The organism is Vibrio sp. 2033 (assembly GCF_033339735.1).
The window spans coordinates 1-11,470 of sequence record NZ_JAWOVC010000043.1; the positions used below are offsets into that span (position 1 = coordinate 1).

Annotated in this window: 15 protein-coding genes; all 15 read left to right on the forward strand. The window is 40.9% G+C overall.

The genetic code is table 11. From position 1 onward, the window contains the following. The first annotated feature begins 278 nt into the window (after positions 1–278). The gene (locus R7P74_RS29950) at positions 279–413 is read left to right on the forward strand and encodes an excalibur calcium-binding domain-containing protein (protein ID WP_225455831.1); all 135 of its coding nucleotides are present in this window, start codon (positions 279–281) and stop codon (positions 411–413) included. Positions 414–551: 138 nt separating this feature from the next. Further along, positions 552–1,280, forward strand: a complete 729-nt coding sequence (locus R7P74_RS23720; RefSeq protein ID WP_025634892.1) for a hypothetical protein — start codon at positions 552–554, stop codon at positions 1,278–1,280. A gap of 199 nt (positions 1,281–1,479) precedes the next feature. Then, the gene (locus R7P74_RS23725; protein ID WP_025634893.1) at positions 1,480–1,776 is read left to right on the forward strand and encodes a helix-turn-helix domain-containing protein; all 297 of its coding nucleotides are present in this window, start codon (positions 1,480–1,482) and stop codon (positions 1,774–1,776) included. 85 nt (positions 1,777–1,861) lie between these two features. Next, the gene (locus R7P74_RS23730) at positions 1,862–2,362 is read left to right on the forward strand and encodes a hypothetical protein (RefSeq protein WP_025634894.1); all 501 of its coding nucleotides are present in this window, start codon (positions 1,862–1,864) and stop codon (positions 2,360–2,362) included. 35 nt (positions 2,363–2,397) lie between these two features. Beyond that, positions 2,398–2,904: a hypothetical protein gene (locus R7P74_RS23735; protein WP_029811849.1), complete on the forward strand. Its 507-nt coding sequence runs from the start codon at positions 2,398–2,400 to the stop codon at positions 2,902–2,904. A 17-nt stretch (positions 2,905–2,921) separates the two neighbouring features. After that, complete coding sequence (locus R7P74_RS23740; protein WP_029811850.1) at positions 2,922–3,254, forward strand: hypothetical protein; 333 nt, start codon at positions 2,922–2,924, stop codon at positions 3,252–3,254. Continuing rightward, positions 3,254–3,736 (forward strand): hypothetical protein, encoded by a 483-nt coding sequence (locus R7P74_RS23745; protein WP_025634898.1) that lies wholly within the window; start codon positions 3,254–3,256, stop codon positions 3,734–3,736. Before R7P74_RS23740 ends, R7P74_RS23745 begins: the two co-directional genes overlap by 1 nt. Before the next feature lie 183 nt (positions 3,737–3,919). Next, positions 3,920–4,456: a hypothetical protein gene (locus tag R7P74_RS23750; protein ID WP_054574967.1), complete on the forward strand. Its 537-nt coding sequence runs from the start codon at positions 3,920–3,922 to the stop codon at positions 4,454–4,456. A gap of 375 nt (positions 4,457–4,831) precedes the next feature. Continuing rightward, entirely contained in the window at positions 4,832–5,083 is a 252-nt protein-coding gene (locus R7P74_RS23755) for a hypothetical protein (protein ID WP_025634901.1), read from the forward strand. A gap of 43 nt (positions 5,084–5,126) precedes the next feature. Next, on the forward strand, positions 5,127–6,890 hold the full coding sequence (locus R7P74_RS23760; RefSeq protein ID WP_025634902.1) for a KAP family P-loop NTPase fold protein: 1,764 nt from the start codon (positions 5,127–5,129) through the stop codon (positions 6,888–6,890). A 6-nt stretch (positions 6,891–6,896) separates the two neighbouring features. Next, on the forward strand, positions 6,897–7,754 hold the full coding sequence (locus R7P74_RS23765) for a hypothetical protein (protein WP_054574966.1): 858 nt from the start codon (positions 6,897–6,899) through the stop codon (positions 7,752–7,754). Then, complete coding sequence (gene qatC, locus R7P74_RS23770; protein ID WP_025634087.1) at positions 7,747–9,081, forward strand: Qat anti-phage system QueC-like protein QatC; 1,335 nt, start codon at positions 7,747–7,749, stop codon at positions 9,079–9,081. The genes R7P74_RS23765 and qatC overlap by 8 nt, the downstream gene beginning before the upstream one ends. Beyond that, complete coding sequence (gene qatD, locus R7P74_RS23775) at positions 9,078–9,806, forward strand: Qat anti-phage system TatD family nuclease QatD (protein WP_025634089.1); 729 nt, start codon at positions 9,078–9,080, stop codon at positions 9,804–9,806. The genes qatC and qatD overlap by 4 nt, the downstream gene beginning before the upstream one ends. 106 nt (positions 9,807–9,912) lie before the next feature. Beyond that, a complete protein-coding gene (locus R7P74_RS23780) occupies positions 9,913–10,215 on the forward strand; it encodes a hypothetical protein (RefSeq protein WP_077284361.1) in 303 nt (100 codons plus the stop codon). 128 nt (positions 10,216–10,343) lie between these two features. After that, on the forward strand, positions 10,344–11,470 hold a 1,127-nt coding region (locus tag R7P74_RS23785; RefSeq protein WP_206926118.1), incomplete at its 3' end, for a DUF4158 domain-containing protein.

Here is an 11,470-nt window from a genome sequence, read left to right on the forward strand (position 1 = left end):
TATTTACCTAATTTGCCACACTTATAAGTAGTAACCCACCTCCGCAGCCATTTATTGGTGTGGTCTACAGAGGATTATGTCTTTTTAGAGGGGAAAATCCCTAGAACCCCAGAGTGGTCGAGGTAAAGTTGAAATACGCTCTAAGTGTAGACCGCAGAGAAGTGGAAACGTTAGATTCGGTACTAAGAAACTGCACAAGCACTGAAATGATCGTACATGAACCTGCTGAGGAAAGTATAAAAACCACGAGAAACGTTTCAAAGTCCGCCCCGTTACTTATGTATGACGAAGATAATAACGGTAGGATTACTTGCAAGGAAGCTATCAGAAATGGTATTGCACCAGTAAGAAGATCACATCCTGCATACTCTTATATGAACGATAGAGATGGTGATGGGGTTGTATGTGAATAAATCGACTCTATCTATACGATCACTGGACTTCCAAAAAGCGGGACTTCAGGTAGTAGAGATGACATTTTGCTTGATATGCTCATTAGCCCACCAGCGAATCGGTGGCTAAAACCTTTAAAAACTAACGAGGAACTGAGTATGGCAATCAAAACAAATATACTGGAGCTAAATGGACTAAATCCGGCTTATTTCACCAATACGGAATTACTCCCTCTCGACGATTATCTGACGGGTAGAGGAATTTATCTATTTCCACATATTGAGAAGAGATTTGGCAGTATTCCTTTAGAGCGCGTTGTTGGTCATAGCCAAGGCTATGATGCGATGAAGTGGGGGGACTGTTTAGGTGGGCGTCACTTAAAACGTATTGAGCGAGCCCTAATGGAACTCAAAGAAAATCCAAATTACTATTTAGATCATCATGTAAAACCAGGTATTTCTTTTACAAAAGTTGAGGATGCTTACTTCATTGAAGAGGGAAAACATAGGACCATAACTGCGCGGTTCCTCTATCACCACAACCAGGAAGTTTTTAGAAATACCTCCCCTCTTTCTAACGTAAACATTCACGAAAGGTTCATTGATCATGAGTATATGGGCTATGTATATGAGATCAACATGCTACAGAAAATATACCCGGAATTAGAGTTTGAAATGACTTATACCGACTCAAATAATGAGAGGTGCTTGGCAGTACACCCGACTAATTTTAATATGCCAAGTAGTTTCTTTACTCGGGGAGAAGTCGAAGACTGCATAAAGCATTTAAAGAGTCCGAATCTATTAAACAAACTACGTTCACACAGACTGTACCAGCATATTGGAACTTCACATTGCTTAAAGCATATGTTCGGGAACATAAAGTAATTTGGTTGAGTTTTGCGTGACGTTGTCACTTGTGTCGTGGTCTAGTTGTATAGATGGTTTACTAAGCCTAGGCTAGGTTAAATGAAAACCATTTGTTAACTAGGTCATGACGTAAGATATTACAGTGTAATGGGAATTACTACCTACCGAAGATGATGAATACTGTTCAAAAAAAACTTGTTTAACGAAGAAGGATAGCATGAACGATAATAAGCCGAGTAAAACTCAAACCTCATTTCTGAGACGTTTGTTAGTTGCATATCTAATTGATAGAGGTTTTAACACTGTCCCAGCAATAGTGGAAGCAACGAATATGCCTCGTAGAACGGCACAGGATACTATCAAAGCTATTCATGAATTGGAGATTAAAATTGAACACACTAAAGGTGGTGAGTTTAAGATAATAGATTGGGGTGCAGTAAATCGTGATTGGATAGAAATTAATCGACAGCACGTGTGTGATGTGCTAAATTATCCGAGTAAATTTGATGATTGAATTACCCCTTAAACGCGATACTTCAAAGAAGTCCCTTCACACTTTCTGATAGTGAGTAATGCCATGATAGGTTTGAGGAATATACATGCCTTGTATTATTGATATTAACCACGATGTGAGTAAGAACAAAGAAAGCCAATGGGTCTCACTATGTGGTAAACACCTTTGGTTTAGTAATGACCCCCACAAAAGTATAGAAAATGCAAAACTAAGCGGAAAACCTATTTGCAAGACCTGTCGTAAGATTGCAGGAATTCCCATGTCTTCGAGAAGAAAACCCGAGGTCGAAGCTCCCTTTAAAATTTACACCGTTGGAGCTGGGGAAATCAAAGAGCGTATCGCAATCAAAGAAACCGATACCGGCTTTCGCACTCAAGGTGGTGATCTACAGTATAAAAACCAGAGACTTGATGCAGGACTTTGGAAAAATATTGGAGGAGATGCTTCAAAGTTAGTGACAACTAGGGAGCTTGAACAAGCGCGAAGCCTAGCTAAACATCAAATAACTATGCTTAAAGAGTATGTATCTAAACTACCGGAATTGATCACTAGTTTGGAGACCAAACTCAGTAAATACGAAGATTAAATATCAATTAATTATACGGATAATTAGCTTAGAACATGAAATCCAATTTCGAGACAAACACTGGTCTTAGGTTTATCTCAAAAGCTGAGACTGCATTTAAGATTCACATCCATACACCCGAAGATAAAATTCTTCATAGATCGGTTGGTTATATCCGTATTGGAGAGAAGAAAGGTCTAAAGAAAGCTATTAGGTTAAGGAACGAAATCGGCATAAAGTTGTGGGGGAAAAAGCTTTGGAAAAGAGTCTTGAATGAGCCTGAACTGTTTACCCGATTACCCCATAGTCTAGAGCCGAAACTAATAGAAAAGAACGCACCTATCAAATCAGACCCTCGAAGAAAAAAACTCCATTATTTGGCCAAGTGGTATGTATATGGTGATGACGGATCATTATCGACAAAGACTACAGTTGTGTCCGTGGAGAAGTATGGAAAGTTAGGGGCGTATAATAAAGCTAAACGTAAACTTACCGAAGTTTATAAAAATGAAATTGAAATATTATCTTACATGGATAGATTTAGTATTACTCTAGCTAAGTGAATGAGAAAATTATTAAAATGAATACGAAAAAATTTGTCGTTTCTACAGAGACAAGCATTGATACAGCCTATCGGCATTTCTGTAAAGCCAAAACAGATGATAGCTTAGACATCATGTTTGAAGGTGCTGAAAAGCAATTGGCAAATTTAGATTGTACTGGAGAGGAGCGCAATCGAGTCTTTCATAACATTTACATTGCATATGGACGTCGACAAGAAGACATCGATGGCGAAAGTACAAGTACAGAATATAAGGCACTGAGAACAGTTGATAAGAGCCTAGCTAATAACAAAAATCTAAGTACAGAAGAGCTACTGGGTGAGGCGCTAAGAGCAATGGAAAATAAGTAATGATCAAAATAGGATTCCCTGTACGCACTTCATTACACAAATTGACGAAACTCTTTACTCAGCTGTTTAACCGATTGTTTGTATACCTTTCAGTTAGCAATTTACCACAAGTAATCTTCATGGGGGCGGCCATATTTGCTCTGTTTAGTGCGGTTTTAAGCTTAACCGAATCGATTAACTATGTTCTTGCTGGGATGGCTAACTATGGCTTCATCGAATTGCTGAGGGTCTTAATCTACATTGCATTCGCTTTCTCTCTGGTAATGAAAATGTGGAAAATTAGTATTACTAGCTTTATCTTGATCATTCTCTTCGGACTAGCTATATCAACTGGCTTATCCAACGGCTGGGGAAGTACATCAATACAGTTAGGCTATGCTCTATCTTCCGGGTTTAAAGGTCTGGCATTGATCCTACTTGGAGGAATTGCTGGTGGTGTTTCAAGATGTCTGTATTGGATCTACAACCGTTGGCCAAAATGATAGTAACCTTAGTGTTGATTTAGAGTAGCTATGAACATAACAAATTGTTCAAGAGTGATTCGGCACGTGTGGCATTTTGACTATGCGTTGGTTTAGGTGATGAAGGTGGTATGCGGCGGCATCAGTATTGCGTTGCTCAAACCTTAATAGGGCGTTTATGCTTAGGAGCAGAAGTTGAGATATTTGGAAGAGTTCGAATTGGCGATTGAGCGCTCAAGGTACCTTAAATTGTCTGATACACGCTTTAAGGCTTTAGATGCGAAATTTTGTAGTGATGAAAACCTTCAAAATTGCTTGGATTTTCTAAATTATCTATATAACCCACTAAAAGACACCGATCTCGTAGGACAGTGTCTAAATATTCATTCTCAACTAATGAAAGCGGTAGAACATTTTTACGGAGCGCCACCAATATTCACTATTGGATCTATTACATTTGATGGAAATAAATATTTTGAGTTAACTGAGGATGATATCAAGTCATCAATTTTAGACTGTTCACCTACCAATATGGCCAATATTCACGCATGGTTGACGTTGCCTTCTATGGAGATACTAGATTTTACGTTTATTTCAACTTACGAGAGTCAAGCTGGAGACAGTGGCTTTCCAAAAGTTGTCAGTCAGTTTGCTGAAAGTCTAAAACCGCACTTTCATTATCACCCAGTGTTGACAGGAGAAGAGAGTCTTTCAAAGTTAGGTTTATCGTCCAGTGGCTAGCACTTGTTCTGAGCTATTGCAATAGCTACCAGCTCGTCACCTCGCTTGCCAGCAGGGATAATAAGTATCAAATGCAACTGGCAGGTAGTTCGATTCCTGTCTTATAGTCACTTAAAGTCCTGGCAATCAGTTCCGACGTTTTATTTACCAGATTAGCTTTATTTTAACTCTACTGTGAGAGAGTAATAAAGTCTCATGCTAAAATAGCCGCGATCGCAATCGATACGCTGCCATTCCTAAATCGAAAATGCCCCGAAGTTTGCCAGACTCTGATTTGGGACACACTTCTTTTGTCATCATTTGACCTATTTTTCCTAATAACAGAATATTTAGTTTGATATAGACTGTTATAGCTTTGGCAGAAATGAGGAAGATATGAACACTAAGGAAACCGAAGAGCTTCAAAGGAATATGGATATTTTTTCAACGCCATTAGATGTTGAAAAGTACATAGATGAAGGGCTAATTAGCCGCTACAAGAATACCAAAACTCAGTTTGTAATCCATTGTTCTAAAGATGAGTTACCTGAAGAAGTCAGTGTACGGGCAAATAAAATAGAAGTCTTAACAAATAAAGATGGTTCCAACGCTCTAGTTTTGGGGCTTGACTTAAAAGTCAGAAAATAGTGCGTGTTGAAAACAGCTATTTTGTAGACAAAATGGGGTTTAAATGTGGTCTGATAAAGAGTCCTCACTAGACTTTTTAAATTTTAGTGAAACTGCCGAATCGATTAAGGATCTAATCACCGAAAAGGAATTGATGCCAATATCTGTTGGCGTTTTTGGGGATTGGGGGGCAGGAAAATCAACAATCTTAGAGCTAACCAAAAAATCAATATCTGAAGAGAAGCAAGACTACATTCAAGTCCATTTCGATGCATGGATGTATCAAGGCTATGACGATGCTAAAGCGGCTCTATTAGAGACAATTGCATCTACCTTGGTAAACCAAGCGAAAGACAACGCCAGCTTGAGCAAGAAGGCTAAAGAGTTTGCAGGACGTGTTGACATCATTAGATCTTTGGGATTATTGATGGATGGTGGTGCAGCTTTAGCTGGCGTTCCCACCATGGGTGGTTTTCAGAAGTTGATGGGGCTATTCAGTGGTGGAGAGGATCGCGAACTAGACTTTGGTGATGCCAAGGATGCAGTAGATGGTGCGAAGCAGATAGCTAAAGATAACAAAGAAATTTTAAAGCCTAAAAAGGCTTTTTCACCCCCAAAAGAAATTAAAGAGTTCCGCAATGCGTACTCAGACTTGTTGAGTGAATTTGATAAACCACTCATAGTCTATGTCGATAACTTGGACCGTTGCTCGCCATTTAATGCAATTTCGACGCTGGAAGCGATACGACTATTTTTGTTTTTACCAAATACAGCATTCGTGATTGCGGCAGACGAAGATATGATCCGCTTAGCTGTGCCGGAATATCACAAGGGAGCTTCGCAGCGCCACCAAACAGACTACCTAGATAAATTAATTCAAATCCCAGTACACGTTCCAAGACCTGGTACTCTAGAAATCAGAGCTTACCTGATGATGTTGACAGCTCAAGATCATGGCGTTACGAGTGACCAGCTTGAGGGGCTTAGGGAAAGCCTAGAGCAGTCTCTTCAGCTATCTTGGAAGCAGTCACCCATATCAGTCGATGAGCTTTTGGACGTTGATAAAGTTCAAGATGTTCAGGGTAAGGACGAACTCAGAAGTAAGTTCATCGTGGCCGAACAACTTGCTCCATTGCTCGCAGAGTCCTCCAATATAAATGGGAACCCTCGAATTGTTAAACGCCTCTTAAATCAGGTGAAAATGAGAAGAAAAACAGCACTCCGTCGTGGTATGCAGCTGGATGAGAAAACCATTACCAAATTGGTGATATTTGAGCGTTGTTTGGGGACTCAAGCAACAAACAAACTGTATCAGTTGATTGATACAGAGAGTGGTTCTCCAAAGATTCTGGCTCAATTGGAAGATCCAGAAGCTGAATTCGATGATATGGATTTACCAGAAGAGTGGAAGCTAGATTTAGCCTTTCTTGACAAGTGGTCGAAGCTACCACCGATGTTTGCAAATGTGAACCTGACCCCAGCGGCATACTTAAGTAGAGAGAGTATCCCCATGGGCCTAGTGAATGCAGTTATGTCCGGCGCTGCTCAAAAGCTTGTGAAGGATTTAATGAAACAAACGGAAAGACTAAGCCATACAAACCAAAATGCCATAGCAGCGACCCCAAGAGAAGACTATTTAGCTGTGATGGATGGACTAATTGAAAACTTCAGGACTGTAAGTGATTGGTCAAAAGCTCCCCCAGGCATATATGGCGCGAGACTACTAGCAGTTGAAGAGCCTAAATGTAAAAAGGCGCTACTAACTTACGTGAAGGGACTGCCAAAGCAAAGGTGGTTGAATGTAATTATCAAGGAATTAGAAAAGTAGGTATTAATGGGTACTTCAGCATCATCAACTGGCCCTAATAACCAGAGCCCACTCATTCCGTCATGGGCTGAACAAAGTCCGCCTGTAACAATTGAGCCAGCTCAAGATACTGGTGGCCCGGACGGGGAAAATCAAGGTGACAAGGAAATCGACAATGAAAAAGTTCAGCAGGAAATCGGCAAACCATCTGGTACTGCCAATCCTGCAAACCGTTTTGCAGGAGCTAGAAGAGAATTCGGGAATTATGCCAAGGCCGGAGGTTCAAGCTCTGATCTAAGGCGAGCACTAAAGAGTTATTCTAAAAAAGGCTCTGGTGGTGGAAAAACCACAAGCCGAAGGTTGGCTAGTGGGATAACGGCTGGTACTGGTTTACTTGGAGTAATGCGTGGAGACACTGTTACTGTCAACAACCAAAGCCTTTCCTTAAATGACTTGAAAGGCCTATCCACTGACCAAGCTATTGATAGAATTGCTTCACATTTGGCTCCTGATAATGCTGACTCAGACTCTGTGAGAATTGCCTTAGATTACGCGCTGGAAGAAGCGCTACCAGATACAGAAGATTTCGATCCAAATAGTTTTACTGAAGAAGTAATCCAACAAGCCATCGGCTGCTATTTAACTGACTTGATTTTCCAAGATGTGGTTGAAGGCATGGGCAGGGCTTGGTTCCACGTAGAACCTGCTAGCAAGCACCATAGCATGGAAGTTGAGCTAAGGGAGCTTATCAAGGTAATAGCTCAGGAGCAGCTAGACAAGGTCACTAATGGCAACCCTAGCAATATCACCAGAAATAACATTACCAAGATTCAAGCTGATACCATCGCAATGACCGTTGAAGAATGGGAGAGTTTCGATGACTAAGTTTTACTTCAATGATAATCCAAACCAACTACCTGAATATTCAGAGTCATGCCACCCTGTACAACTATTCCACACTCACGAATATGATCAAAAAAAACACAGCTTAGCTTCCAGAGGACTACTGCAAACAGTAAGAGACTTGGGAGTTGCTGTTGAGCCTAAGGCAATCGATTTAATTACAATTGCTTCCGCTGTTACCGCAGCAGATACTTTTGAGTTAAGAGAGAAGGCTGAGAATGCTTGGTCAAGGCAAATGCACCTTCACATCCCTGTAAGTGAACCGAATATATGGAATGCAGAAAGCGCTGAGTTGAGTTCAATTTTGAACTTTCTTACTGGCGATCAATGGATGTTCACTTTTGAGCAGACATCAATGGAACTGCCTAAACCTAAGATAAGTAAGCAGGCTAAATATAAAGCCAAAACTCTTCTAGGAAAAAATGCTGTTTGCCTATTTTCTGGCGGTCTTGATAGTGCAGTGGGTGCTATTGATATCCTTAATGGAGAGTCAGAATATAAGCCTCTCTTAGTAAGTCACGCCTATCGTGGAGATGGTGCAAAACAGGAAGAAATTAAGACTTTGTTGTCTTCTCCATTTGCTGAGCTCTCCTATTCAATTTCTCCTCATATAATTAAAACATATGAAGGCAGAACGGACATAAGTATGCGTGGGAGAAGCTTTAACTTCTTGGCGATGGCCGTATTGGGCATTTCCGCACTGAGAAGTGCTAACTGTGATGCCAGTATTAAAACCATTATCGTTCCTGAGAATGGCTATATCTCAATCAATCCACCACTAACTAGAAGGCGAATAGGTAGTCACAGTACGAGAACCACACACCCCAACTTCTTGCAGAGGTTGGAAGAATTGCTGACACGCATAGGTTTTGACGTCAAATTCGTAAACCCTTATCAGTTTAAAACAAAGGGGGAGATGTTGGCTGAGTGCGTTGACCAAAACGCTATTAAAAAAGCCGTACCGCTAAGCGTTTCATGCAGCCACTGGCACAGAGAACACATACAATGTGGGCACTGCTTGCCCTGTCTAATTAGAAGAGCATCTGTTCATCATGCTGGCTTTGATGATGACGCACCATATAAAACAAAGCGATTGAAAACGCTAATTAAAGAGAAGGATACAAGAGACGACCTGCAAGCAGTTCAAACAGCCATTATCCGGTTGAAGCAAACCAATAATTACAAATCTTGGCTACGTAAATCTGGTCCAATCCCACTAGATAAGTCTATACGTAATGCCTTGGAATCAACGCTTAAGCGTGGTTTGATGGAAGTTGAAGTGTTTATACAGGCTAACAAAACATCATGATGGATATGCATTGCCATGTTGATCTATACCCCGAACATCAGAAGGTATTGGATGACATTGAACGCTCAAACTATTACGTATTATCTGTAACAACAGTGCCTTCAGCCTTCGAAGGCACTGTTAATCTCACAAAAGGGCTTAAGCATTGCAAAACCGCTTTGGGATTGCACCCTCAGCTAGCTCATTTAAGGAAAAATGAACTACCAATTTTCGATCGACTTATAGAGAAAACTAAATATATAGGTGAGATTGGACTAGATGGATCAAAAGGCTGGAGAGAGCATTTTGATGACCAATTATTGGTTTTTAATCACATTCTGAAAAAATGTGAGTCATTCAATGATAAAGTTCTAACAATACATAGCCTGAATGCAGTAGACGAAACCTTAATGTGTCTGAAAAAACACCCGAAAGCAGGCATCCCTGTTCTCCACTGGTTTTTGGGGACAAAAAAACAGTTATTAGAAGCTGTCGATATAGGTTGTTATTTTTCAGTTGGACCAGCAATGCTTTTCTCAGCACGTGGAAAGCGACTTATATCTTGGTTACCTAAAGATAAAATTCTTCTAGAAACAGATGGACCTTTTGCGAAAGTTTCGGGAAAAATACTGTTCCCCTCAGATGTTGATACCGTAATTCAGTATCTTTCTAAAGAATGGGAAGTGTCTCAATCAGATACAGTTAGACAGTTGAAGAATAATTTACGTCAATTAGTTGCTAAATGAATACATCTTTGTAGAGATGTTGTGCAATTGGGACCTATAAATGTAGATCTTGAGCTAGCCACCTTGTTAGGTGGAGAAAATATGACCCAAACGAAAAAAAATTATTATGGACAAATCAGAACATTGTAAAGAAGTTTACGCATATTACGGTTTAGCGATGTATCGTGCTCAATGTGTGGAGCAATCGATTATTCAGTTGCTCATCTTTTGTGATTTATACGAAAGAGAGGCAAAGTCTAAGCACACCCAAGAGGAGTGGGAGGCTAAGTTTGATAGCTTTGATCAGGAAGTTAGTGATAAGACGATGGGTAGACTAATAGGACATCTAAAATCTTTAAACGTACTTCAAGCGACTACAGAATCGTTGCTAGCTAAGGCACTCAAGGAACGTAACTTCTTGGGGTTCTAGGGATTTTCCCCTCTAAAGTAACATAGAACGCTACAGGTATTATATTATATGGTCTGTGGCGGTGGGTTACCTTCCAATATTCTGCCATCTTATATAAACACCATCAATCATATTGGCGTTTATTCATCATGGCAATTAGTAATGAACTCTCGATTCTGACTCAGGCAGAACAACGAGACTTGTATTCAGCACCTCAGTTTTCTATTGAGGAACAACGTTTGTATTTTTCGCTAAACGATGTAGAACAGGCCGAATGCCGTACTATCAGGCTTACTAAACATCGTTGTTATTTCGTGGCGCTTCTGGGCTATTTTAAATCTAAGCCAGTGATCATTGCTCCGAGTTTCCGTGATATCAGTATCGACATGCAGTTTATTGCCTCCCAAATTCAAAGAGGTAAAGGGATCAGGCCTTTCAGTGTCAGTAAAATGCAGCGTGACCGTATTTACTCAAGGATACTGCGTCTACTAAATTACAATAAGTGGAATGAAAAACAGCACCTCAATGCTCTGTGCCACCACCTGGTTTACATTGGTCATGCCTGGCTGGAGCCTCGACACCTCTTTGATGCGGCCATTGAATACCTTGCCAGCCATAACATTGCCATTCCTAAGTACTCCGTGCTTCAAAGACTGATAAGCCGCACAATGCAACAGGTCAGAAAAGACCTGACGCTCCAACTGAATCAACTTACCAGTAATGAACTTAACGTCTTTCTGGACAACATAATCACTACTAAAGACGACGGGCTGAGTCTGAGCCATCTCAGGGGTGGTGCCAAAAGTCTGACCGTGCCTGAGCTTAAAAAAGAGCTCGCCATTTACCACCGGTTAGCACCATGGCACACGCAAATAAATGACGTTGTGGACAGGCTCAATCTGTCGCTAAAAAATCGACAACACTTCAGCGGCCTTATTGATTACTACGGCAGTAAAGTGCGGCGCTTCAAACGCTCACAGCAGCACCTGTGGTTACTGTGTCATCTGACAGAGCGCATGCAACTTGCACTGGAGCGCCTGACGGATGGGTTTGTTTACCATATCCGAAAACAACAGGAAGCCGCCAACGCCTTTGCACAACAAGCAGTGTTCCTGTCCTGGCAGTCAGCTGCGGACAATGTCACGAAAGCGGCAGAGCTACTTCACCTGTTTGTTGACGAGAATATTGATGACAATCAGCCCTTCTCAGTAGTCAGACAACAGGCATTGAAGGTCATGAATGACAGGGATATCCAGACCCTCTGCCTTTACCTGAA

Bases quoted from the DNA above. Each gene is read 5' to 3' on its own strand.
- R7P74_RS29950 (WP_225455831.1), top strand. From the start codon at position 279: ATGTATGACGAAGATAATAACGGTAGGATTACTTGCAAGGAAGCTATC.
- R7P74_RS23720 (WP_025634892.1), top strand. From the start codon at position 552: ATGGCAATCAAAACAAATATACTGGAGCTAAATGGACTAAATCCGGCT.
- R7P74_RS23725 (WP_025634893.1), top strand. From the start codon at position 1,480: ATGAACGATAATAAGCCGAGTAAAACTCAAACCTCATTTCTGAGACGT.
- R7P74_RS23730 (WP_025634894.1), top strand. From the start codon at position 1,862: ATGCCTTGTATTATTGATATTAACCACGATGTGAGTAAGAACAAAGAA.
- R7P74_RS23735 (WP_029811849.1), top strand. From the start codon at position 2,398: ATGAAATCCAATTTCGAGACAAACACTGGTCTTAGGTTTATCTCAAAA.
- R7P74_RS23740 (WP_029811850.1), top strand. From the start codon at position 2,922: ATGAATACGAAAAAATTTGTCGTTTCTACAGAGACAAGCATTGATACA.
- R7P74_RS23745 (WP_025634898.1), top strand. From the start codon at position 3,254: ATGATCAAAATAGGATTCCCTGTACGCACTTCATTACACAAATTGACG.
- R7P74_RS23755 (WP_025634901.1), top strand. From the start codon at position 4,832: ATGAACACTAAGGAAACCGAAGAGCTTCAAAGGAATATGGATATTTTT.
- R7P74_RS23760 (WP_025634902.1), top strand. From the start codon at position 5,127: ATGTGGTCTGATAAAGAGTCCTCACTAGACTTTTTAAATTTTAGTGAA.
- R7P74_RS23765 (WP_054574966.1), top strand. From the start codon at position 6,897: ATGGGTACTTCAGCATCATCAACTGGCCCTAATAACCAGAGCCCACTC.
- qatC (WP_025634087.1), top strand. From the start codon at position 7,747: ATGACTAAGTTTTACTTCAATGATAATCCAAACCAACTACCTGAATAT.
- qatD (WP_025634089.1), top strand. From the start codon at position 9,078: ATGATGGATATGCATTGCCATGTTGATCTATACCCCGAACATCAGAAG.
- R7P74_RS23780 (WP_077284361.1), top strand. From the start codon at position 9,913: ATGGACAAATCAGAACATTGTAAAGAAGTTTACGCATATTACGGTTTA.